Origin of the sequence: Streptomyces sporangiiformans (assembly GCF_005768555.2) — a bacterium.
In the GTDB taxonomy this organism is placed as follows: domain Bacteria; phylum Actinomycetota; class Actinomycetes; order Streptomycetales; family Streptomycetaceae; genus Streptomyces; species Streptomyces sporangiiformans.
Map to the genome: position 1 here is coordinate 14259 of NZ_VCHX02000173.1, position 22884 is coordinate 37142.

Consider the following 22884-nt stretch of genomic DNA (forward strand, 5'->3'; position numbering starts at 1 on the left):
TTACTAGTCACGACCTGTACCCCCTCAGAACGTCGACAGCCAGCTGCGTGGAACCTCAGGAGCCAATTCGAAATTCTCGAAGAAGAGCTCCTCAGAGGACCTCGCGTGGATATTTACCCTGGCCATAAAACGCTTCCCGGGCAGTTCATCCTCCGTCATGCCCACACACGAAGTGATCATGTCTGCCGGAAGAATCACGGCATCGACAGGGTCCCAAGCAACGACGATTACTTCGACAATCGGCTCAGACCCGATACGGTCCACCCGTAGCACCCGAACGACCGTTCGATGCCCAACCCTTTCTGGAGCTGGCCCTATCAGTTGTTCACGATGAGCTCGTGTCAGTGCTGATTCAATCTCCGCTGGCTCAAAACGCTTTCTAAGCATGCAAGGGATACTGGAACGGTACCTGCGAATACTGGTCTGTTCGTCGAGGTCAGCGTAGCCCGTGATGAGGACTGCCGGGACTCGCCGCTTGTTGCTGGCAGCGACAACTTGAGCTCCGGTAAATGGAGCAGTAGCCGAATGACTCAGCCTGTGGTCGCAAACAAGTCCCTCGGCCCTAGCAGCAACTGTATCCAGGAGCTCTTGGAGGGTTGGGTACGTCGGATCGATAGCGATGGGTACAAATTCTGCATCTTCCAACAGGATAGAAGTACGCCTCATATCATCAAGCGAGTCATCTACCACTGCGATCTTGGAGCCAGGCCTCAAGGTATCAAGAACGCTCTGCACTTTTACCCCAACTACGCGGTGCACATCGATGAATTCGATTGACCTTACAAGTTAATCCGAGGAAATGAGACGTAAAACTCTGCGCCGCCCAGTTCACCGTTCTCGACTGCCCAGATCTTTCCCTTAAGGTCGAGCACGATGTCTCGAACGATGGTAAGCCCCATACCAGTACCCTCGTTCCTGGTAGATTTACCAGGCTTCCATACGTCATCTTTATCCAGTCCAACAATTCCAGGCCCGGAGTCCAGTACTCCCAGGGTCACCTCCTCCGGGTGAACCTCGGTACGAACAATTATTTCTCGAGTGCTTGACTGGTACGTAGGACTCGTGAAAGCGGCCACAGAATTCGCAAGAAAGTTGGCCAAGATAGCTTCGATAGACGCGATGGTTGAACGTACGACCGCAGAGGGGGCTTGGACGAGATCCGTTGACACAGAGACCTGCGCTTCAGCAAAATACGGTTCGAAACTTTCCGTCATCTCCTGCACAATCGCGTTGACGTCAACGTCCCGCCATTTGCGCTTACGCTGCTTCAACAGCTCCAACGGCAATTCGGCGAAGGTGTGCAGAGATGCTGCTGACCTACGAATGAGGTCCACCGGATCGCCGAGGACTGAAACAAAGCGCTCATTACCCAGTTCTCGTTCACCACGCCGAGCAATGGACCCAACCATTTGTTCGATGGTGTCGACTGGGCGAAGAGTCTCATGCGCAAAAACTGCAGTAGTAGTGCCAACTGTGCTGAGAGTGCGATACAACATGAGGTCGCTCTCTACGACCTCCAACCTCTCGGCCATGGCCGCCCTATCCTCGCGCACAGCCTGTTGAACCATCGGGCGGACACTCTCCGGCACGAGCCGTAGCGCCGCATCAACCTTATCCCGAGTTTCTTTTACCTTCTCTCGAGTTTTCTTCTTTTCTTCGACCTTCCGCTTATCTCGCCGTTCAAGCCGTACATCAGCCGCCCATTCGAGCGAGGCGCGAACAAACTCCTTCAGTTCCACAAAGGCGAAATTCTCGACAAAACCACTACGGTCAGTCTTCGGTACCAACTGGCCATTATCAGCAACAACCATCACGCGTCCGACAGAGTTATTGGTTCCGGGCCGCTCCTCTGGATTCCGCTTCTGCAGGACGTTCATGTCCAGCCAGTCGTAACCGCGGTCTCCATACGGATGAACCCGCAATCCTCGCTGATAAAAGTGGACCCCGCCAACCTCGTCGAGCCAGGCCAAATAGGCCTTCCTGAGTGCTGGAGTCAGTTGTGCGTTAAAGGATGGACGAGTGCGGTTGAACATCCAGATCTCGAGCTCTGCCGTAGGAGCCATGTATCCAGAATGGTTCCCCATCGCGGAACTTGACGCGACAGCAAAATGATCTCCGGACGCGAGTACGGTTCCGGCACCATCCAGCAGATACGCTGCTGCTTGACCATTCTCGTCAAGAGTTGCCCGCAGCATATAATTGGCACCTTCAAAAAAGCCTGTATCTACAACTTTTTGAAGCTCAACAAAATCTGGCGCGTCGAGAGTGATAGTGAAATCTTCACCCTTGTCGGGGAAAGGGCCGGTCAACATGACTAGGGACCGAGCCAGTCGCCTCACATCAGAATCTGCAAGCGGAGCTCGAAGATTCTTGATTTCAATAGTCGTTCCTGGCTTCTCCGATGTTTCCCTGGAGGTTACTTCAAGGTCGACATCCTCGATGGCAGCAGCCTGATCGTACCGAGCCCAGTCAATCTGCACGACATACTCGACTCCTGCTTCCGATTTGGGCCGAGTCCGAACTACGGCCTCACGCCCAAGCCTCAAGGCTGCGAGTCGGCCGAGCCCTTTCTCACCGACCTTTCGCCGACCGCGGGGCGTAACAGAATCTTCTACTTTGCCGGAGCGCCCGAGAATTAGAAATCCGTCTCTAATATCTTCAGCGGTCATCCCCTCGCCAACGTCGGTCACAACGATGGTTCCACCGATTTCACCGACATCCAGCAAGCTGACTTCGCAGCTGACTGCGTCAGCGTCGTAGGAGTTTCGCGCCAACTCGACGATTCCCAGGTCCGGATGGGGGATGAGTTCCTCGCCGAGTCGAGCGAGCATCTCCGGCGCGAAGCGCAGACGTTCTGTACCCATGTGCCCCATATCCCCCGCGTCTTAGGCCATGCTCGCGCTCAACAGCACAGCTAGCGCTGCCCGTTGAGACGGCGTCGGCGGCTCACCCCTCGCAACCAGCGTAGTGCTGCGCGTAGATCTGTGCACTACGTTGGAGGTCATCTCTGACTCAAAGCAAGCTCTCATGGCCGATAGTGGCGCAACGTCAGGGCTGTGAACTAGATCAACAGGGAGTAGGTCCGGGATGACTGGGGCGCACGGCTATAGCGAGTACACCACTCGCCTGCGAGAACTGACCACTGACGTCGCCTCAGGTCGGTCGGTCCAACACCATCACCTCTTGGCCAGTGTCGACGGCGAGGCTTCGGAGCAACTGCGCCGACTTGTGCCGCTCGACTATCGCCGGCAAGTCGGCGCCTTTTTTACCCCCGCACCACTCAAGCAGCGTGTAAGTGACATGTTGAAGTCCGGAGCCCGTTCGGAACGCTACCTTGATCCGGCGTGCGGTTCCGGTGACCTGCTATTGGCAGCGTCGCAGGCGTTGCCAATTCAAGAATCGCTGAAGGGGACACTCGAAGACTGGACTGATCGCCTACACGGCTGGGATATAAATAGCGAGTTCGTGGAAGCGGCACGGTTTAGATTGCTCATCGCCGCCCTATTGCGTCATGGATATCAGGCGCAGAGTAAATTGCCGATTTCGAATACATCTACATACTTCACCAACATTACTGCTAAAGACGGGCTTGAGGCGCTAAGAAACCAAGAATCATTCGTGGGCCACGTCGTGCTGAATCCGCCCTTCAGTGTTGTTTCATCGCCTTTGAGTCGGCCATGGACATCACGCCCAACCTCGGCTGCGGCGCTATTCACCTATCAAGCAGCACATCACTTGGCTGACGGAAGCCACCTAACAGCCATCCTCCCGGACGTCTTGAGGAGCGGCAGTCGTTACTCTGCTTGGCGCACACAGGTGAACAAGATTCTGAGTCGCAGTTCGTTGGACACCTATGGACAATTTGACGAGCATGCTGATGTAGATGTTTTCTTGCTAAGCGCCAAAGTTGCTCGCCGAGGATTGTTGGAAAACTCAAACGAGTGGTGGAACATTGGGGGTTCTGATGCAGCGAGCTCGCGGTCGGTAAATGACTTTTTCTCGGTGCGAGTTGGCACAGTTGTCGATAATCGTGATCCCCTAGATGGCCCTGAGTTTCCATTTGCTCGAGCGCGGGATCTACCATCATCTGGCGAAATCTCCACTCCGGCACGTCGACGTAAATTCTCTCGTCGAGTATTTGAGCCTCCCTTCGTATTGGTACGAAGAACGTCGCGACCTTCAACTGCGCAACAACAGTCTCGGCTCTCGGGCGTGCTGGTTACAGGAGAGGAATCGGTCGCAGTGGACAATCATCTGATTGTTGCCTCGCCAAGAGATGGATCTGTCAAATCCTGCCAGACACTGCTCAAGGTACTTTCGAGCAAGTCCGCAAGCGAATGGCTAGACAATCGGATTAGATGTCGCCATCTCACAGTTGGGGCTGTGCGCGAGATCCCTTGGACAGATATCACCTAGAACAGGCCTTCCCACTGCAGTTCAGTTGTCGGACCGGGCGGCCACATGAGCTTTGGCCGAGCGCGGACGAGATATGCGGCTACCGTGCGGCATGGACTCAAAGTGTCACGCTTCGTGGGTCGGGCGCTGGGGTTGCTCCGGCGCCGCGGACAAGGCGTGGACCGCTGGCCCTCAGTTGTCTGGCTACGGCTCACTGACCAGGCAAAACAGGCTGAGTGGAAAGGCCCTCCGGAGCCGTGTGCGCAGGTTCGAATCCTGCCGGGGGCACTCCGGATCAAGGCGCTGAACTGCAGAAATGCAGATCAGCGCCGTTCTTGTGCATGCCAAAACACACACGGCCCACTCCGCGATGACCACTCGACCCGACAGGGCTATGACCTGCAACTTTATGGTGTCAAACCGATGGAATCCCAAATATCCGATCTCGCGAAGTCGCCTCGCGCGGGACATGTGCGGGACGGAAACGGCACAAGGCGGAGCCAGCACCGTAGGATACCTGCCGTGACCTGCATGTTTGCCATCAATGACGGTCTACGATGCTGGCATATGAGCAGGTACGCCGCAGCCAGGATCTACGAGCTTCCGGAGTCGCTCGACGAGTTGGTCGGGCCGACCTCCGGTGCCGTGACCTTGCCCCGGCACATCGGCTGGGGCCCGCACTACGAATACGACCTCGCCGACGCGGCCGACCTGCTCCTGATGTACGAGCGGGTCATCCGCGAGGCCCAGTCCACCGTTGACCTGCGAGCACACCTGAGCGCCGATATGTTGCGCCGACACTGGACGGACCTGTTCCTGCCCGCTCCGGCCCGGAGGGCCTGGCAGGACCGCTTCCCCGAACTCGCACCTGCGGCGGCCGCGGGGTAATGGACGAACTGCACCGCCGACTGATCCGCATCGGGCTCAACGCGCTCGCCGACGACTTCGGTTACGCCTTGGCAGGTGGCTACGCCGTCCAGGCCCATCAGATCGTCAACCGGTCAGTGACGACGTCGACCTCTTCGCCCCGATCAACCGGGCCACCGCGGAGATGCCCGCGGCCACCGAGCGCGTCGTCGCCGCCTACGAAGCCGCTGGCTTCACCGTGGAGCTGGCCCACCAGAACTCCGAGCACACCTACACGCGGCTGAACACCGATCCCGTCAGTGGTATCCAGAACAAGGTGGAACTCGTCGCCGAGTTCCTCAACAACCCGCCCGTGCCCTCCGAGCTCGGCCCAGTCCTGCATCCCGACGACGTCGCCGCCTGGAAGACCATCGCACTGGACGGCCGGGCCGAGGTCCGCGACGCCATCGACGTCGACGGCCTCCTCAAGGCCCGCGTACATGTTCGCCGACTCACTCGCCCGCATCCAGCGCTACACCGACAAGCAATTCGCCGCCTACGACCTTACCGCGGGCCGAAGCCGCATCCCTGCGCGAGCGATTCGCCGACTGCCAACGCCAACTCATCGCTCCGCAGGACGAGAATCCCGCAGAGGAACGAGCCACAGCAGTAACCGCTTCGCCATCCAGCCAACAGCCCGTGCGCCAAGACACGGTCGCCAACGCGAAACATCCGTCGCCTGGCCCCGGTCGTCCCGAACGTTCACAACCGAGTGGCCGTCGCAGAAGCGGCTGATCCTCAGTCCATGCCACGGCACGCCGACCAGCCACCATTCCCGGACTCGGAAGGAAGCCCCGGGGATTGGAAAGGCGCTCAATCGTATTCGCCCAGCAGCGCCTGGATGCGCTGGCCGGCGATCGCGGCCCGTCCGTACAGGCGCTTGGCGTATTTGGCCATGAGGTCCTCGACACTGTTGCCGGCGCGTTCCGCGACCTCGGTGGGGTCCACTCCGGCATTCATCCAGGTGGACAGAGCCGAGTGACGCAGGTCATAGGGGCGAGCCGCGAGTGAGGTGTGTTCAGCAGGTCGGATGGAAGGGCCAGTTCCCAGGCTTCGTGCCAGGCGCGGTCGTACGTGCTGGAGGCGAGAATGCCACCGCGTTCGTTTAAGAACGGCCTTCCGGCGCCAGCGGTACCGAAAGTGTTGATGCTCTCTCGCCACAGCGCCACCAGCTCGGGCGGAAGCGGCACCGGACGGGTGTCCTCCGGCGGGCGCGGAGTCGTCCAGCACGGTGCCCCCGTCCTGACCGAGCCCGCCCGCCCCATCGGCCTGCCCGCCGAGCGGGACGCCGCGGAACAGACCGTGGAGATGCTGTTCGCCCACGTAGAGCGCATCGCCCGAGTGCACCACTTCGCCAAGGGAAAGGGCATCGCCGCCCCGCAGATCGGCATCGGTCGGGAGCGGCCGTCGTCCAACCCGCCGAGGAAGGCGCCGACGCGATCGTGCTGCTCAACCCCCGCATCACCGCCGCCTCAGCGGAGACCGACGAGCAGTACGAAGGGTGTCTGTCCAGGCACCCCGGGTGCCCGGGTGACGGCCGACCGTCGCAGGTACGGTGCTGGGTACCGGTGAGCGTCACCGGTCGGAGGCCGGCGGGACGGTGCCCACGGTCACCGTGTTGCCCTCGCTCAGGTAACCCTGCGGGTCCCGCAGCGGGTTGGCCGCGCCGTCCGGGTCCAGGAAGGGCGCCCAGTCTCCCGCCAGGCGCCGGTCGGTGGCCTGCTGGGCGATGCGGGCGCAGGCCGCTGTGTAGAACCGCAGCGCTGCCGGCCCGAGCGGTGCGAAGTGTTCGATCAGCATCGTCCGCTGTCGCACCGACACCAGGCCGACGTCGTCGAGGTACCGGTGGAGATCGCGGGTGCGCAACAGCTGCCGGGCGTAACCGGAGCTGCGGGCGGCGTGCCGGAAGAAGTCCGTGAGCAGGAAGGGGTCCGCCGGCCGCACGGTGATCAGGGAGGCGTCGAGATCCTTGACCACCACGATCCCGCCCGGCCGTACCACCCGGCTCAACTCCCGCAGGGCGCAAGCGAGTTCGTCGTCGTCGAGGTACTGCGTGGTGTTCGCGCACCAGACGGCGTCGAAGGTGTCGTCCTCGTACGGCAGGCCGAGGACGTCTCCCTGCCGGACGTCGACGGCGCAGCGGGATGGGTGGCGCCGCATCCGCTCGGCGGCGAGTTCCGCGTTCTCGGCCGCGAGATCGATCGCCGACACACGGCCCCCGGGACCGACCAGATCGGCCAGCCAGGGCAGGAAGGCACCGCTGCCACAGCCCGCGTCCAGCACATGCCAGTTGGAGCGGATGCCGACCTGATCGAGGGCCGCCCGGTAGTGCGGCAGGCACGCCTCGAAGTGCGCGTCGACGATCGACTCGTGGGTGAATCCCAGCCCGGTCGATGCAGTGTGGCCCCAGGACGCATGATCCTCTGTCACCATTCGCTGTCTCCTTTCCGGTTCTCCGCGGCGGAGGCGTCGAGCAGTGCGGTGAGAAGCCGAGTGACGTGATCGGGGGCCTCGAGCGGTGGGAGATGGCCGGCCGTCGGCACGGTGACGAGCCGCCCGCGCGGGAGGGCCTCGGCCGTGATTGCCGCCTCGTCGGCGGCCACGAGGTCGTCCTCGGCCCCTCTGAGGACGACGGCCGGCACGTCGGTGCCGCGCAGGACGGACAGGGAGTCGGGGCGGGTCGCGATGGCGCGTTGGGCCCAGGACACCGACTCGGGAGCCGCGGTCGCAGCCATCGCCGTCACCTGCTCGGCCAGGTCGGGCCGTCGGGCTCGGGTGGCCGCGCCGAGCAGCAACGGGGCGGTGTGGGTGACCAGTTGGTCGCGGCGGGTTTCGTCGAGTATCAGGTCGGCGAAACGGATGCGTTCGGCGGCCTCCTCGGGACTGTCGGCCCTCGCCCGAGTGGCCAGCAGGGCGAGGGCCCGGACCCGGTGACGGTGACGGCGCAGGAAGGCCATCGCGACATAGCCGCCCATCGAGCATCCGGCGAGCACCACGGAGCCGACGCGGCGTTGGTCGAGCAGCGCGGCGAGGTCGTCGGCGACGGTGTCAAGCGAGGGGGGCGCCGTACCCAAGGGGGTGCCGCCGAATCCGCGCTGGTCGGGAGTGATGACCGTGCGGTCGCGTGCGCGCAGCGCCGCTGCCTGGGCCTGCCACATGGCGGAGTCCAGCGGCAGGGCGTGCAGCAGGACGACGGGGACGTCCTCGGTGCGGGTCACTGCTCGGCGCTCCGCTCGGCGTCGGCGACGAGAATGGCCGCCCGCGGGAGGAGATCCACGTCGCGCAACCAGGCGAGGCTCACCGGGGCGGGCGGCAGATCATGTATGGGAACGGCCCTGATGTGCGGCGGCAGCATCGCGCCGAGCGACTGGAACGACACGTGGACGGCTTGGCCGGCAGCGAGTACACCGACCATCGCCTTCACGGTCGTCATCCGGTGGATGCGGCGGAGCGGTGTACCTGACGGGGTGTGCGGCGGCACGACCCTGTCCCAGACGTACGGCGGGAAGTCACCGGGGCAACGGAAGCAGTCGTAGCGGGCGGCCTCCTCGATCGACACCGTATCGCGGTCGGCGAGGGGGTGCTCCTTGCCGACGATCAGCGCGCGGCCGTCGAAGGCCACGGGCCGGCTGACGACGATGTCCGGTTCCTGTACGGCGTACTTGACGATCATGACGTCCAGGGCGCGGGCGCGCAGCGGGCGGAAGGGTTCGGCCACCTCGTACGGAACGAATTCCACCTCGTGCGAGCTGTGCCCCGCGGCGGTGATGACACGGGAGGCCAGGTGCGATGAGCCATGGACGCCGAGGCGGACGGGACGCGTGGCGTCGGGTGCTGCGGTGAGCAGGGGATCGGGCACTTTCAGGTCTCCTCGGTCAGTGCGGCGTATGCCTGGAGCTCGTGGGGGCGGTGCACGTCCGTGTCGACGCGCAGCGCGGCGAACGGCACGGCCAAGCCGGACAGGTGGGGCACTGCACGCAGGGTCAGCCTGTCCGCGGGCCGGATCAGTCCGTCCAGAACTGCCTCGACGAGAAGGTGGTTCACCTGGACGAGCATGTCGGAGACGGTGAGTCCCGACGTGGCGATGTACAGGTCACGGTGGACGTGGGGGCGGCTCGGAGGGCTCGGCGCACCGGACGCGGCAGGCCCGGACACGGCTATGGCGACCGGAGCCCACGCGGAGAGTTCACGTGCGCCGCTGAACGTCTTGAGCAGCCGGCGCAGGGCGGTGGTGGTCCGGTCGGCGGCAGGCCCGACCCAGGCCGATGACGCGTCGTCGGCGATGTGGTCGAAGGCGAACCGCTCCCTGAGGTTGTCGGGCCGCCCCGCCAGAAACAGGGTGCGGGTGAAAGAGCGCCGCCAGGGTACGGCGCGGTCAGCCGGCACCGACAACGCGAAGCGGCAGGTCTCGTGTACCCAGCGCGGTAGGGAGAAGCTGCCGATGACGGCGACGACGGCACCGTCGGCCGGACCGTCCACCTCCCGGGAGGCGATGGCGGCTTTGGCGTCGCGCAGCGCGTCGGGAGTGGACACGTCCAGCCGGGCGGCCATTTCGGGTCGGGCCGTACGCAGCCTGTCGGCCGCGACGGTGAGCAGCATTTCGGGGCTGAGAGTCATATGAACACCGTGGTCAGCAGGTCGTTGGCCGGGGGCCGGCGGCTGCGGCCGAGCAGCGACGAGGTGAGCCGGTAGGGATCGACATGCGTGTGAGCGCGCCGATGCCGGGCCAGCAGAGCGGGCAGTGCGCCCGGGACCCGTGGCGTCTCCCGCGCACGGCTCAGCAGTTGTTCCGCGCGGGCGAGGCTCTTGCGCAGCAGGTCGTAGCGGAACGACTCCCGCTGTCCGGGTCCGAGGGTGGCGATGAAGTACAGGCGCATGCCGAGGCGGAGCGCGGCCGGGTCGTATTCGTCGCCGAGGGTGCGCAGCAGTACGTCCGTGGTGTGGCTGTGCCAGCCGCCGTGCCGGGCGGAGGTGATCTTGCCGTCGATCGGCACCCGGCCGATGGGCACCCGGTGAACGGTGGTCCCCGTGCCGGTCAGCGCCCGTTCCACGAGTTGGTAATCGGGATCGAGTTCCCGGTCGTACAGCAGCACGGTCTCGTCGTAGCAGGGGGCGAGCGGCAGCAGTTCGCGCAGTGCGCAGGCGAGATAGTTGGGGCGTCCGTCCGCGGTGACGATCTGCCGCAGGGGCAGGCCGTGGCGGGTCGCGTCGAGGTACACGGGGCCACCCACGTACCGCTGGTCCAGGCCCAGGCCGGCCGCCACGAGATGCCGGATCATCTCCTCCAGCCCGAACCCGGGCGGTTGGCGCGCCAGTAGTCCCGGGTCGTGCAGGCCGAGCCGCTCGTAGTGCCGGCTCCACAGCCGCAGCACGCGTGCGCTGGCGGGGTGCACATAGCCCGTGCGCTCGACGGCCTCGGCGTACGGGCGTACGTCCGCGGCGGTGAGCGGCCTGCGCTCGGCCCGGAAGCGCACATACAGTTCGCCGACCTCCTCCTCGGACAGGGCGTCGTAGTCGACGTCGCCGTGGCTGCGATCGAGGAACTCCCAGAAGCCCAGCGTCTGTTCGGTGGGGTGGTACGTGGTGTGGCTGTAGCGGTACGTGACGTCGGCCAGATGTGCCGTGGCCCGGAACATCACATCCGTCCAGAGCAGGCCTTTGAGGTGGCTGGGGGTCAGCGGCTTGGACGGAGTGACGGTGATCGGTGCCAGCAGCACCCGACGGCGTCCCCCTGTCATCACTCCTCCTCCGAGCCGAGGGCTGCCAGTAGTTCCTGCCGGGTCGGTGGCTGCAGGCCGGCCGGTGCGACGGCGTCCCGTGCGCCGTCCACCCGCTCTCGGAAGCCGGCGTCGTCGAAGATCTTCGCGGGCATGTCGAGGCCCATCAGGACGCGGACGAGGCCGCGCCGGACAGTGGCGTCATCGACGGCGGCCCGTGCCACCTCGGCGAGGGCCGGCCGGCCCGGAGCGGCAGGAGACACCGGGGACAGCGGGGTGCCGTCGGCCTTGGCTCGCCACAGCGCGGTGCGGGCCCGGCTGTCGTGGACGGCCTGTTCGTACCAGGGGCGATGGATCTCGTCAGCGAGGTGCACGGCAAGATCGCTCTGCCGCTCCCCCGCGGTCGGGTGGGCATCGAGCAGTTCGGCCAGCCGGAAGGCGTGTTCGAGGGCGAGCGACATGCCGCGACCGTAGAGCGGGTCGGTGACGCAGGCCGCGTCCCCGACCGGGAACAGTCCGGCCGCCTGCCGCTGTCCGGGACGGATCGTGGAGCTCAGGGTGTTCGGCGGCATGGTGATGGCCCGGACGCCGGTCAGCGGCGTAGCGACCCGCTCGTCGGTCCACTCCGCCACGTGCGGGGAGAGCCGCGCGGCGGCGGTGAAGGCCTCGGGCTCGCGCAGCACGGTGGTGGCCGGGTCGGAGGTGAGCGTTCCAAGGGCGATGGCGAAGGTGCCGTTGTCCGCGAGGTGCACGACGGCCGCGTAATGGTCCCAGATGCCGCCGGCCGCATTGCCGCGGTTCAGGGGGCCGGGCAAGGTGCCGTCCGGCTCGGTCAGCCGGTAGAAGCGGGTGAAACAGCGCAGGTGCGTGGGGTCGGTCAGGTCCTCGCCCACCGGTGTGCCCGCGTCCCTCAGCCAGGCGCGGGCGGCGGCCTTTCGGCCGGTGGCGTCCACCACGAACCGTGCGGGCACCTGTGCGCCGCTGTCGGTCAGCACGCCGCGGGCCTGTGAGCCGGACGGGTCCAGGAGCAGGCCCCGGACCGCTGCGCTGTGGTCGATCGTGACGGTGGGCAGGGCCGATACGGCCCGGTGGAGCAGCAGTTCGAGGACGGGACGGCGTACGGCGAGGGCCACCAGTTCGCGGTCCGCGCGAGTGGGTGCCGCCCAGGTGAGGTCCAGCAGCCGCGCGCCCTCCTCCAGGGCCGTGTCCAGCAGGCGCGGGGCCGAGCGGCGCAGGACCCGCACTCCGAGCGAGTTGAGGATGTGGGAGTGGCCGCTGTGCGCGACGGTGGGCCGGTGCCAGAGTTCTGCGGCCTTCTCGACCGGTCCCTCCGGCGGCGGGGCGGAACGTTCCAGGACCCGTACCGCGAAGCCGCGTTCGGCGAGGGCCAGGGCGGTGGCCAGTCCAGCGACGCTGCCGCCCACGACCACCACGGCGGGCGCGGTCAACGGCGCCGTCCGTGGACGAAGAACACCCGGCGGACGTCCGTGCCATCACGCGTCGGCACGGGGTCGGGCCAGCGGCCGAAGTCGGCGCCCGGCTCCCCGGGTTGCGTGGCCTCCACGTCGAACCCGTACTGGTCGAAGAGCGCTTCGGGTTCGTCGCTGCCGAACACCCAGGGGCAGCCCCAGCGAGCGAAGACGTCCAGCAGCCCCCGCATGTGCGGCAAGGTCAGGGCGGCGGCGTTGACCAGGTCGGCGGCGATCCGGCTGCCGGGCGCGGAGACGGCCGCCACGCGCTGGAGCATGCGGTGCGTGTCGGCCTCGGGAATGTAGTAGAGCAGCCCTTCGAGCAGCCAGGTCGAGGGCAGCGACGGATCGTACCCGGCATCGACGAGCCGCTGCTCCCAGTCGTCGGCGGTGAGGTCGACGGCGACGGGGTGATGGGCCACCCGCGGGGTGACGTCCCGGAGGCGATCGGCCTTGAACTCGAGTACGGCCGGCCGGTCGACCTCGAAGTAGCGGATGTGGCCGGGCCAGCGCAACCGGTAGGCGCGGGAGTCCATGCCCGCCGGGGCCAGCACGATCTGGGTCATGCCTGGGTGCCCAGCGGCGCCGAACAGGAAGTCGTCGAAGAACCGGGTGCGGATCGCGTTGTAGTCGGGGGTGCTGGGCAGGGTGCGCGGCCTGTCGGGCGGGAAGGTCGCCGCGCGTATCTCGGCCAGCAGTCCGGGGCCCGCGTCGCCGACGAGTGTGGCGGCGTAGGGGTCCTCGTAGAGGCGGTCCTCACGCCGGGTCTCGGCGGCGCGCAGGGCGGCGGTGAGCAGGGCGGTCCGCTCCACCGCGTTCAGCAGGTCGGTCATGTGGGGGGCTCCTCATGCTGCGTATGGTCAGAGGGGTGCCGTACCGGTCAGGCGCTGCCACAGGGCGTCGTCCTGCCGGAACAACCGGTCCTTGACCTGGGTCGGGCGGATGCCGCTGCCGACGGCCGCGTGCCAGTCCCGGTGGAAGGCGTCCGGGTCGAGCAGGTGCACTGCGGGGGCGGAGAGCCGACTGTCCGTGCGGGCCCGCCGGTAGCCGGCGGACTCTTCCGTCAGTGCTGTGTCCAGCAGGGCCGTGAAGCGTGCGGTTTCGCCGTCCTGCCAGGGGGTGAGCGGGGCGATGGCGAAGACGTAGCGGGGCACCACCGTGCCGGGTGCCGGTTCGACGCGGCAGGCGACGTTGGCCAGTCCGAGGCCCGTGGCGGTGAGGGCGCTGCGCAGCGCGCGGACGACCTGGGACTCGCGCAGCCGCTCACCGGCCACGTCGGAGCGGCCCGCCCGGCCCGCGTACTCCACGCGCGGCACACCGTGGACCAGATCGACGACCCGGACGACGTCACCGACGGCGTACCGGTACAGCCCGCCGACATGGCTGAAGATCACGTGGTACTCGCGTCCCGGTTCCAGTTCGTGGGGCAGCAGCGTCTCGGTGTCGGGCTCGAGGTCGGTGTCGGCGTCCGCGAACTCGTACACGGCGGCCGACACGACGAGGCTGCCCGCGGAACCGTGCCGGTCCAGCGGTACGCCGACAGGCCCCTCGGAGGCGGCGACCGGCGCGGGCAGCGCCGTGACCCCGATGCCGAACCGCTCGCGCAGTTCTGGAAGGTAGAGCGACGCCACGCCCGTCGTCCAGCCGAACAGGGCCCTGACCCGTGGCCACACCTGGGCCGGGGACACGGCGCCGAAGTAGTCGGCGAGCTTTTCCAGTTCGGCCGCGCGGCCGGGGTCGGAGCTGCCGTGGGGCACGCCGCCCAGGGTGCCGTCGCGCACCTCCTTGACGATGCGGTCCCACCACAGGGTCAGCTGGTACGGCACAGCCGCGATCATCGCCGGGTTGATGCCGATGAGACAGCGCACATCGCTCTGCACCGCCAGCCGCAGCCGCAGGTACATCTTCTCCAGGTGGTCGTCGGGCGCGACGTCCACGGGGAGGGTGGCCCAGGGCGCCGCTGTGCCGAGTTCGGCCGAGAGGGGTTCGCCGAACCTCTCCCCGAAGTCGACCTGGCTGGCTCCGACATGGGGGCGGCCGTCGGCCGTGGTGGGGGGCGCGGCGAGTGGGTCGTGCTTGAGATTGAGCACGGCGTCGGGCCGGTTCGCGACGTCGGGGAAGTTCTCGACGAGCGGCGCCCAGGCCGCGTAGTAGAACGGGAAGAAGGTGGTCCGCATGAACCGTGGGGTGACCGGGATCTTCTTGTGGGCGCCGGTGCTTCCGCTGCTGGTGAAGTACACGACCGGCCGGTCCGCCGACAGCAGGTTCGGCTCGCCCGCCGCGGTACGTTCGATCAGCGGCGCGTGTGCGGCGTAGTCCTGCACCGGGACGGCCTTGCGGAAGTCGTCGATGCCGAGGATACGGGCGAAGCCGTGCCGTTTGCCGAACTCGGTTCCCGAGTTGAAGTCGAGGAGGTCGGCGAGAACGTGCCGCTGCTGCCCGTGCGGGTCGGTGAGCGCGTCGGCCAACCGCTCGCGTTCGGCGAGGACTCGCTCCCGGTACCGCTCGGCGTGGCCGGCGTGCGCCCACCCCTGGCCGGTGGTCACGAGGTGAGCACCTCCACCACCGCGTCAACGGTCCGGCCCACGCTGGGCCGTTCCTCGATGATGGTCACTGGCACATCCCTCACCTCTTCCAGCATCAGTTTGCGAAGGCTCTTCTGGAAGCTCTCGAAGCCCAGCCATTCGGGGTGCTCACCGAAGTACTCCAGCGGGTTGAGCCGAGCGCCTTCGGCCGAGCGCCGCCAGGCGGACGCGGCGGACACGTCGAGGTAGACCACCGCGCGTGGCTGAGGGAAGGAGCGCCACCAGCTGTACATGGGGTTCGACCCGACGCCGGCCAGGCGGCACTTCGCGAGGATCTTGTAGTAGTACGAGTCCATCAGCAGCGGAACGTCCCCGTCCTGGCACCCCACCTGGTCCTTGAGATGGACCACGGCAGTCTGCAGGAGGCTGGCCAGGAAGTCCGCCGAGTAAGACGTCCCCAGGTTCGGCAGCACGTCCTCGACCACATGGCGGCGCAGCCGGCGGACGAGCTCGTGCTCCGGCCCGAGGAAGGCGTTGTCCGTGGACAGCATCCGCCATCCGGGCAGGCGGGCCCCGACCTCCGCCATGACCGAGGACTTACCCGCGCCGTCGGGGCCCAGCAGCACGTAGAACGGCCGTTCGTACGCCGCCTCGCGGGCGCTCACGCGAGCGGAGAGGCCGGTGCCACGTGCTCGGAAGGGACGGGCCCCGGCGTGTGCGCGCCGGGCGGAAAGTTCTGCTGGAAAGTGAACGCGTACGGCGTGGGACCGTGCTCCCGAAGGTGCCTGACGCGCTCCTCGGCCTCCGCCGTGGTCGGGCGATGGCCGGCCGGGACCCACCACAGGGCGTACGCGGCCATGGTCATGTGCTGGAACCACTCCCGCCGCCTGCGCACGTACTCGCGGTGCTCGCCGGAGTAGGTGAAGGTCTCCAGCTCCTCGAGCGACGCCCATACCGATATGTTCACGAGAACGCCCGCGCTGTCGCCCGCGTCCCACTCGAACCCGGGGTCGTCGTCGGTCTGCCGCCAGACGAAACCCGGGGCCGCCTCCGCCAGAGCGAACACAGGGCCGAGATTGTCGATGAACTCCTTCATCTGCGGATCGTCCGCCGGTGCCACCATCCTGCCGACGTTCACGTGCACGAGTTCGAAAGTCATACCTGTCACTCCATCAGTGGGCTTTTGCGTACCGTTAATTCTGGCAGCGCGGGGCAGAGCGGAGTTGGCAACAACTTGCCAGTTGCGCGAATTACAGGGTGTGAGAATTCGGGAAAGATGGACGGCAATTATTTCCCCGGGCAATCCCCCGAAACAGACACAGAATCGCAGCCCGGTTGGCCGGCTAGAAGAGCGGCGTTCCCCGCTCGAAGTCCAGCAACCGCCGCTTGCGCTCCAGGCCGCCGCCGTACCCGGTGAGGCTGCCGCTCGCGCCGATGACGCGGTGGCAGGGCACGATGACGCTGATGGGGTTCTTGCCGTTGGCGAGGCCGACGGCACGGGATGCCCTCGGGTTGCCCAGGGCGTCGGCCACTTCGCTGTAGGAGCGGGTCTCGCCGTACGGGATCAGGCGCAACTGCTCCCATACGCTGACCTGGAACGGCGTGCCGTGCAGCCGCAGTTCGACGGTGAACTTCCGCAACTCGCCCGCGAAGTAGGCGTCCAACTGCTCCTGCGTCTCCCCGAAGAGCGTGTCGTCGCGGGCGCCGAAGGCGTCTTTGGGAGGTTCGTGGCGCCGCTGGTCCAGGTAGAGGCCGCACAGGACGCCGTCGTCGGCGACGAGGGTGAGGGCGCCGTATGGGCTGTCTACGACGGTGTGGTGCCTCGCGGAATGCACTGAACGTCCTCAGGTCGGCGGTGAGTTGATGGGGCACTGTCCGTTTACCCGAACGTAGTGGACGTGTAGGCCCGCCGTTCTGGGACAGGACGTCACGTCAGGTCGCGTCGTACGAGCCCGGCCGACGGCTCGGGCTCAGCGATCTCCTCGATGTAGGAGACTCCGCGGGATGCGCCGACACCGTGGCGTTCCCAGTCCTCACGCAGCCGGATGCGCCCGTCCGGCAGGATCTCCGGGGTGCTCACACAGCGGCCGGACACGACCGTCCGGTCCGCCAGGACCTGGCAGTAGGCCAGGTCGAGACGGCCGTCGCCGGCCTGCCGCCCCACCAGGTAGCCGCTTACCACCGCGCCGCCGGAGAACTCCGCCCAGACGATGTCGCCCTTCTGGTGGTAGCGGCCCACCGGGACGCCGGCGGACGTGGCCGTCTCGGTGGCGGCGGACCGGAACGACCTGCCGTCGTAGTCGGTCGACCCGGTGACCGGGCCCGTCATCACGCCACCTTCCAGCGGGTGCTGACGCTGGTGTCGCGGATGGTGAAGATCTCGCGCTCGAACAGGGAGTTGATCACTGTGGCGCTGCGCACCGGCAGCAGGGTCAGGTTGGCGTCCGGGATGCCGTGCGTGTGGCGGGACCGGTTGAGCGCGAAGATCCGGTGGCCGTCCGGGCCCTTCCAGCGCAGCGAGTAGTCGGACTCGACCATGAGCTCCCCGGCGTCGTCCAGTTCGATCCGCTCGCGCAGTTCGGGATCCAGCGGTGGCTCGGCCGGCTGCCGGCCGGTGGCCAGCACGGCGTGCGCGAGACGGTGCTCCTCACGCCCCACGGGCGAGACGGCGTGCAGGGTGAGCCCGTCGCCGTCGGCCTCGGCGGTGACCACGTCGCGCTCCGGGTAGAGCGTCACCGGGTACTCGCCGTGGCGCAGCATCCCGTCGTAGTTGGCCTGGAAGATCGCGCGGAGCGTGCCCGGGGTGATGGCGTCCCCGGTGAGGACGTGGTCGTCCACGAGGCGGCGGCGCGTCTCCTGCGGCACGTCCTGCAGGAACCGTACGTACGCCGGGCGGTAGAAGTCGTTGCCGGGCGGCGAGTCGTCCATCGGCTGGAACCAGGGCCGGCGGCCGAGCCAGGAGATACGGGTGAAGCCGCGGCCGAGCAGTTCCAGGACGCTCTCCGCGCCGGTCTGTCCGCCGCCCACCACCGCGATCGGTTCCGCCGGGTCCAGCTGGGGCAGCCGGGCGGTCAACTCCTCGGGGAAGAAGGCCCGATCGCCCAGGACGCCCGCCAGTTCGGGGGGCGCGTACGGCTTGCTGCCGAGCCCCAGCACCAGATGGTCGCTGGTGGCCACGACCTCGCCGCCGGCGTGGTAGGCGAAGCCGCCGTCGAAGCTGATCCGGTCGATGTCGGTGTCGTACTGGATGCAGCCGAGCCGCTCGGACGCCCAGCGCAGGTACTGCGCGTACTCCTGCCGGGGGATGAAGTCGAACTGGGCGTTGAGCAGGCCCCACGCCCGCCCGGTGGTGACCATGTAGTTGAGGAACGACAGCCGGTGGCACGGGTCGACGAAGGAGACCAGGTCCTTCAGCCACGAGGTCTGCATGCGTACGCCACTGAGCAGCAGGTCCGGATGCCAGGCGGGGCCGGGTCGCCGTTCCAGCAGGGCTATCTGGTGCGGTGCGGCGGATTCGAAGAGCGCGGCCAGGCTCAGGTTGGCCGGGCCGGCTCCGACGCCGACGGTGTGGTAGTGGTGCATAACGGTGTCCTCCAGCGGTTGTTGTCCGGTGTGTGGTGGTCCGGTGGTCTGTGCTTGGGTGGGTTCGCCAACCGTCACATCAGGCGGGGACTGCGAGGTGGTGCAGGAGGCTGTCGGCGCTCTGGCGGGCGGCCGCGATCGCAGTCTTGGCTGCGCCGCCGCTGCCGCCCGTGAAGGTGAACAGGTGAGGTACGGCCTCGGCTGCGGGGCGCAGTCGCAGGCCCTGCGGGGCGGTGTAGCAGTCGGCGGCGACCACAATGTGGCGCAGTCCGGCGATCCCCAGTCCGGGGAAGACGCGGGTGGCCAGTTCCGTGGTGCGCCGGACGAGTGCCGGGTCGGGCCGGAGTTTCGCGGGGTCGATGTCGTAGGTGTCGCTGGGTACACCGAGGAGGACTCCGTTGCCGGGCCCGGGCCGCCCGTACAGGCCGGTGACCTCGTCCACAAATGGGGCGGGGACCGTCCCGCTCGCCTCGTAGACGCCGTACTGGATCAGTTTGGTCCGGTAGCCGTCGCCCGGCAGTAGCGCCGGGGTCCATGGGCCGGTGGCCAGGACGCCGGTGTCGTATCGGCGCTGTTGGCCATCCACCTGCCAGCTGACCGTGCCGTCGGGCTCGGCGCGAATGCCGCCGACCTGACCGTGGACCAGGTCACCGCCCATCCGGACGAAGTCGGCCAGCACCTCGTCGCGCAACCGCCGTGGCGAGATGAAGCCGGCGTGCCGCTCCACGACGGCGTGCCGGGTGGCCAGGTACGGGGCCTCGCCGGGGCCGCGGGTCTGTACGGATCCAGGGAGCAGGCGTTCCAGTTCGGCGAGCGCCGCGGGATGGCCCGAGTCGGCCTGGAGATAGACCGAGCCGGTCTCCTGGTAGCAGCTCCACGCCCGCAACAGGCGGCTGGCGCGCAGTTCGGCCAGGCTGGAGGCCGCCAGGTAGAGCTGGCGCGGTTCCGGATCGTACCCGCGGACCAGTCCCCCGGACGCCCCGGTGGCGCCGCGCTCGGATGAAACGGTGTCGACGAGTTCCACTCGGACGTTCCGGTCGGCGAGCCTGAGCCGCCAGGCGAGGAGTGTGCCGACGATGCCCGCACCCGCCACCCCTATGCGTCGCCCGTTCATGACTCGCCGGTGAGGAGCGGGCGCAGTGGGTTCGGTGCCGCACCGAGGCAGCGGACGGCCAGGGCCGGGTCGAAGCCGGGCAGCCGCAGCGCCGCCTGTGCCCGTGCGAGGTCGCCGTCGCCGCGCGGCGGAGCCTTCTGAAAGGCCCGGAAGGCGTCGAGTGTGAAGTCGCTTCCGTAGCGGTCGGGCCGGTCGTAGCAGAGGAACAGCCGCACCAGGCCGGGGTCTTCGGCGGCGAGCAGTTCGTTGGCCCAGATGGCGTGGTTGCGGCTGGTGGAGAACTTCAGCCCCTCCAGCCGGTAGAACTCGTTGACCACCAGTCCGCCGAGCGTTCCGGCGGGCACTCCGGCAGCGGCGAACACCGCCGGGATCGCGATCGTGTAGTAGAAGGCGTTGTCGATGCCCAGGAAGTGCCAGAGCTCTCCCACCTGTTGCCAGGCGTTCACGCACTCCGCCAGGGAGAAGACCGCGGGGTCGACGGCGCGGGCGATGGCGTAGAGGTAGCCCACGGCCATCTCGATCCAGACGTCGGCGCGCAGCCCCGGCAATGCGCCCAGTTCGATGCCCCAGTCGGTGGGGTAGGCGGCCAGAACGTCGGGCAGCCCGGCGTCCAGATAGTGATGGATCAGCATCATGGCGGAGGCCGGTACATGGGCGCGGGCCCAGGTTTCCAGCAGCTGTGTGCGGTACGACTCCATGTGCAGGACCGGCAGTTCCGCCCGCCGTTCGACGGCCGGGGCACCGCAGCAGGTCGAGCGCGCCTCGACCATGGTGCCCGCTGTCGCGAAGCCGGCGCAGCCTTCGCAGGCTCCGCCGCCCATTCCCTCGCCGCATCGAGGGCAGGTGCCGGAGACGTATGCGTGGTGGAGTGTGCGCCCGCACTCGGCGCAGGCTTGGTAGACGGTCTCCTCCATGACGAACGCCCCGGTACCCACCAGTTCGGCCATGAGCCGGTCCACCGCCTTGCGGTAGTCGGCGTCCTCGGTGGGATCGGCCAGGACGTCATAGTCGATGCGAGCCTGCCGGAACGCCGCCCGGATTTCGGTGCCGTACGTGTGCACCACGTCCGGCACCGGGCGCCCCTCGGCCGCCGCCTTCGCCGCCACGTAGTTCTGATGGCTGTCGAGACCGGTCATGGTCAGCACGCGCTCGCCGCGGTGACGGGCGGCCCTGGCGGCGACGTCCGCGGCGATGTACGGACCGCTCAAATGGCCGACGTGCAGGGGCCCGTTGGGTGTCGGTGGCGGGGTCGTGAGCACGGTGAGGCGGCCGTCCGCGGTCATGACCCCGCCTCCGTCCCGGCGGAGGCGGCGGGCGCCGGGGCCTGCTGGGGCCAGTAGACGCTCAGCACCACCAGCGGCTCGGTGGTCGAGCGGTTGTGCACGATGTGCGGCTCGTTGCTGCCGAGCAGCATCGCCGTGCCCTGCGCGGCCTCGGTCCGTTCCGCCGCCCCCGGGGTGTCCTCCGCGTGCTCGAAGTCGGCGTTGCCGCCCACGACCACGGCCAGTTCCACTTCGTCGTGACAGTCGCGCTGGCTGCTGCCGCCGGGCGGGATGACGCACCACATGGCGTCGAAGGGCAGCTGCTCGGTGATGGCGTACTGGCTCCAGCGGCCGATCCGAATTGAGTATTCATCGGTAAGCCTGGCCGTTTCGGCATTGAGCTTTTCCATGCTGCCGATTGTGCCCAACTGATGCTCTGACAGTGCTGGCAAGAACTTGCCACTTTAGCCCATTGACCAGTCCGCGCGGTGATCTTACCGTCGGGGCCGTTATAGCAGACGCGAAATTCGACCGGCCTGACGGCGAAATGCATAACAACCTCACGGCTGTTCACCAATATTTGTTGGGAGTGTGTGGTGAGTGTGGATTCGGCTGCCCCGACGCAGCTGCGCAAGGTGCTGGGCACCCGTGACCTCATCGTCTACTACGTGTCCACACTGGTCGGCACGGGCATCCTGGTGGTGCCCGGCATCGCGCTGGAGCTGGCGGGTCCGGCATCCCTCGTGGCCTGGCTGGTCCTGGCCGTCGTCGCGTTCCCGTTCGCGGCGGCCTTCGCTCGTTTCTCGGCCGCGTACCCCAGCGCTGCCGGGACCAGCTATCTGATCAGGCGCGCGTTCGGCGACCGGCTGGGCGCGGCCGCCGGCCTGTTCCTGCTGCTGCTCAACCTGGTGGTCAATCCGGTCCTGGGGCTCGCCGCGGCCCGCTACTTCGCGGCGCTGATGGGCTGGCAGGGACACACGGTGATCCTGCTGGTCGGCTTCGCGGCCATGAGTCTGGGCGTGGTGGCGAACATGCTCGGCATCCGGCTCGCCTCGCAGGTGCAGTTGATCCTCGTCTTCAGCCTGATCGCCGGGCTGGTCTCCGTGATAGCGGTGTCCGCTCCGGCTGCCGAGCCGGAGCGGCTGACCCCGTTCGCGCCGTACGGGTGGAGCGCGGTGGGCGCGGCGGTACTGGTGTCCTTCTTCTCGTTCTTCGGCTGGGAGCACGTCTCGCATGTCGCCGACGAGGTCCGCGACCCGCGGCGCAGCTATCCGCGCGCCGCGTTGACAGCCGCCGGGATCATCGGCGCGCTCTACTGCGCGCTCGCCCTGGTCGTCGCGCTGGTGGTGCCCTCGCGGGCCGGCACGGACAACACGGCCGTGTTGACCGCGCTGCTGCGGATCAGTCACGGCGAGGGCGCGGCTCGGCTGGGCTCGGCGCTGGCCGTCTTCCTGATCGTGGTCAACATCAACGCCTGGGTCTTCGGCGCCTCACGGCTGCTGTACGCCATGGCCCGCGACGGTGCGGTGCCGCGTCGCCTGTCGGCGGTCACCCGCGCCGGCACTCCGATGGCCGCGCTCTGGGTGTGCTGGGTGTGCTACGCCCTCGACATCGTGGGCCTGTACGTCCTGGGCGGCGACGAGCACAACCTGGTTCCGTTCGCCAGCGCATCGACGCTGGTGGTGTACCTGCTGACCTTCGCCGCGGGCATGCGGCTGTTCGAGGACAGGGCGATGCGGACGGTGTGCGTCGTGGCGCTGACGGCGAGCGCCGCGTTCCTGCTCGGCGGCGGGTTGCCGTCGCTGCTGGCCGTACTGGCCTTCGCGGCGACGGGCGGGTACGTCGTGCTGCGCCGGCGCAGCGTGTGAGCCACGTACCACCATCAGCGACTCGCCGTGCGGTCGGCCAAGTCGG

The 22884-nt window shown here is 67.3% G+C and carries 24 protein-coding genes; 5 read left to right on the plus strand and 19 right to left on the minus strand.

From position 1 onward, the window contains the following. Positions 1–24: 24 nt before the first annotated feature. A complete protein-coding gene (locus tag FGD71_RS30010) occupies positions 25–735 on the minus strand; it encodes a DNA-binding transcriptional response regulator (RefSeq protein ID WP_140935975.1) in 711 nt (236 codons plus the stop codon). A gap of 44 nt (positions 736–779) precedes the next feature. Then, positions 780–2864: a sensor histidine kinase gene (locus FGD71_RS30015; RefSeq protein WP_162931258.1), complete on the minus strand. Its 2085-nt coding sequence runs from the start codon at positions 2862–2864 to the stop codon at positions 780–782. A gap of 319 nt (positions 2865–3183) precedes the next feature. Between FGD71_RS30015 and FGD71_RS30020 the strand changes: the two genes are divergently transcribed. The 3 genes from FGD71_RS30020 to FGD71_RS50260 all read left to right on the plus strand — a co-directional run bounded on the left by FGD71_RS30020 (position 3184) and on the right by FGD71_RS50260 (position 5914). After that, complete coding sequence (locus FGD71_RS30020) at positions 3184–4416, plus strand: N-6 DNA methylase (RefSeq protein ID WP_162931259.1); 1233 nt, start codon at positions 3184–3186, stop codon at positions 4414–4416. Between the two features lie 546 nt (positions 4417–4962). Next, positions 4963–5283, plus strand: coding sequence for a hypothetical protein (locus tag FGD71_RS30025; RefSeq protein ID WP_119103688.1), 321 nt, complete (start codon positions 4963–4965; stop codon positions 5281–5283). Positions 5284–5446: 163 nt separating this feature from the next. Continuing rightward, a complete protein-coding gene (locus FGD71_RS50260; RefSeq protein ID WP_420878360.1) occupies positions 5447–5914 on the plus strand; it encodes a hypothetical protein in 468 nt (155 codons plus the stop codon). Between the two features lie 200 nt (positions 5915–6114). On the opposite strand, the gene FGD71_RS49750 is transcribed toward FGD71_RS50260, so the two are convergent. After that, the gene (locus FGD71_RS49750; RefSeq protein WP_276147164.1) at positions 6115–6249 is read right to left on the minus strand and encodes a hypothetical protein; all 135 of its coding nucleotides are present in this window, start codon (positions 6247–6249) and stop codon (positions 6115–6117) included. 198 nt (positions 6250–6447) lie between these two features. Between FGD71_RS49750 and FGD71_RS30040 the strand changes: the two genes are divergently transcribed. After that, positions 6448–6873, plus strand: a complete 426-nt coding sequence (locus FGD71_RS30040; protein WP_240436839.1) for a peptide deformylase — start codon at positions 6448–6450, stop codon at positions 6871–6873. Between the two features lie 3 nt (positions 6874–6876). Here FGD71_RS30040 and FGD71_RS30045 read toward each other — a convergent pair whose 3' ends face one another. From FGD71_RS30045 to FGD71_RS30120, 16 genes are all read right to left on the minus strand, one after another. Beyond that, positions 6877–7734 (minus strand): class I SAM-dependent methyltransferase, encoded by an 858-nt coding sequence (locus FGD71_RS30045; protein ID WP_119103690.1) that lies wholly within the window; start codon positions 7732–7734, stop codon positions 6877–6879. Next, positions 7728–8519 carry an alpha/beta fold hydrolase gene (locus tag FGD71_RS30050; protein WP_240436840.1) on the minus strand — a complete coding sequence of 264 codons (792 nt, stop codon included), beginning with the start codon at positions 8517–8519 and terminating at the stop codon, positions 7728–7730. The genes FGD71_RS30045 and FGD71_RS30050 overlap by 7 nt, the downstream gene beginning before the upstream one ends. Next, positions 8516–9160: a LysR substrate-binding domain-containing protein gene (locus FGD71_RS30055; protein WP_162931261.1), complete on the minus strand. Its 645-nt coding sequence runs from the start codon at positions 9158–9160 to the stop codon at positions 8516–8518. The genes FGD71_RS30050 and FGD71_RS30055 overlap by 4 nt, the downstream gene beginning before the upstream one ends. 2 nt (positions 9161–9162) lie before the next feature. Then, positions 9163–9918, minus strand: a complete 756-nt coding sequence (locus FGD71_RS30060) for a DUF6182 family protein (protein WP_119103691.1) — start codon at positions 9916–9918, stop codon at positions 9163–9165. Next, positions 9915–11039 (minus strand): hypothetical protein, encoded by a 1125-nt coding sequence (locus tag FGD71_RS30065; RefSeq protein ID WP_119103692.1) that lies wholly within the window; start codon positions 11037–11039, stop codon positions 9915–9917. Before FGD71_RS30065 ends, FGD71_RS30060 begins: the two co-directional genes overlap by 4 nt. Continuing rightward, positions 11039–12466 carry an FAD-dependent oxidoreductase gene (locus FGD71_RS49230; protein ID WP_119103693.1) on the minus strand — a complete coding sequence of 476 codons (1428 nt, stop codon included), beginning with the start codon at positions 12464–12466 and terminating at the stop codon, positions 11039–11041. Before FGD71_RS49230 ends, FGD71_RS30065 begins: the two co-directional genes overlap by 1 nt. Then, the gene (locus FGD71_RS30075; RefSeq protein ID WP_119103694.1) at positions 12463–13320 is read right to left on the minus strand and encodes a class I SAM-dependent methyltransferase; all 858 of its coding nucleotides are present in this window, start codon (positions 13318–13320) and stop codon (positions 12463–12465) included. Before FGD71_RS30075 ends, FGD71_RS49230 begins: the two co-directional genes overlap by 4 nt. A 27-nt stretch (positions 13321–13347) precedes the next feature. Further along, the gene (locus tag FGD71_RS30080; RefSeq protein ID WP_119103695.1) at positions 13348–15033 is read right to left on the minus strand and encodes a GH3 auxin-responsive promoter family protein; all 1686 of its coding nucleotides are present in this window, start codon (positions 15031–15033) and stop codon (positions 13348–13350) included. Further along, positions 15030–15677: a nucleoside/nucleotide kinase family protein gene (locus FGD71_RS30085; RefSeq protein ID WP_240436841.1), complete on the minus strand. Its 648-nt coding sequence runs from the start codon at positions 15675–15677 to the stop codon at positions 15030–15032. The genes FGD71_RS30080 and FGD71_RS30085 overlap by 4 nt, the downstream gene beginning before the upstream one ends. Continuing rightward, positions 15674–16171, minus strand: a complete 498-nt coding sequence (locus FGD71_RS30090) for a DUF3291 domain-containing protein (RefSeq protein ID WP_119103696.1) — start codon at positions 16169–16171, stop codon at positions 15674–15676. The genes FGD71_RS30085 and FGD71_RS30090 overlap by 4 nt, the downstream gene beginning before the upstream one ends. Before the next feature lie 184 nt (positions 16172–16355). After that, positions 16356–16847 (minus strand): methylated-DNA--[protein]-cysteine S-methyltransferase, encoded by a 492-nt coding sequence (locus FGD71_RS30095; protein ID WP_119103697.1) that lies wholly within the window; start codon positions 16845–16847, stop codon positions 16356–16358. Positions 16848–16939: 92 nt separating this feature from the next. Continuing rightward, positions 16940–17341: an avidin-fold protein gene (locus tag FGD71_RS30100; protein WP_119103698.1), complete on the minus strand. Its 402-nt coding sequence runs from the start codon at positions 17339–17341 to the stop codon at positions 16940–16942. Beyond that, positions 17341–18594 carry a lysine N(6)-hydroxylase/L-ornithine N(5)-oxygenase family protein gene (locus FGD71_RS30105; RefSeq protein ID WP_119103699.1) on the minus strand — a complete coding sequence of 418 codons (1254 nt, stop codon included), beginning with the start codon at positions 18592–18594 and terminating at the stop codon, positions 17341–17343. Before FGD71_RS30105 ends, FGD71_RS30100 begins: the two co-directional genes overlap by 1 nt. Positions 18595–18673: 79 nt before the next feature. Continuing rightward, positions 18674–19708 carry an NAD(P)/FAD-dependent oxidoreductase gene (locus tag FGD71_RS30110; protein ID WP_140935976.1) on the minus strand — a complete coding sequence of 345 codons (1035 nt, stop codon included), beginning with the start codon at positions 19706–19708 and terminating at the stop codon, positions 18674–18676. After that, positions 19705–20991, minus strand: coding sequence for a class I tRNA ligase family protein (locus tag FGD71_RS30115; protein ID WP_119103701.1), 1287 nt, complete (start codon positions 20989–20991; stop codon positions 19705–19707). The genes FGD71_RS30110 and FGD71_RS30115 overlap by 4 nt, the downstream gene beginning before the upstream one ends. Beyond that, complete coding sequence (locus FGD71_RS30120) at positions 20988–21380, minus strand: cupin domain-containing protein (RefSeq protein ID WP_119103702.1); 393 nt, start codon at positions 21378–21380, stop codon at positions 20988–20990. Before FGD71_RS30120 ends, FGD71_RS30115 begins: the two co-directional genes overlap by 4 nt. A gap of 186 nt (positions 21381–21566) precedes the next feature. Between FGD71_RS30120 and FGD71_RS30125 the strand changes: the two genes are divergently transcribed. After that, positions 21567–22838: an APC family permease gene (locus FGD71_RS30125; protein ID WP_162931262.1), complete on the plus strand. Its 1272-nt coding sequence runs from the start codon at positions 21567–21569 to the stop codon at positions 22836–22838. Positions 22839–22884: the final 46 nt, after the last annotated feature.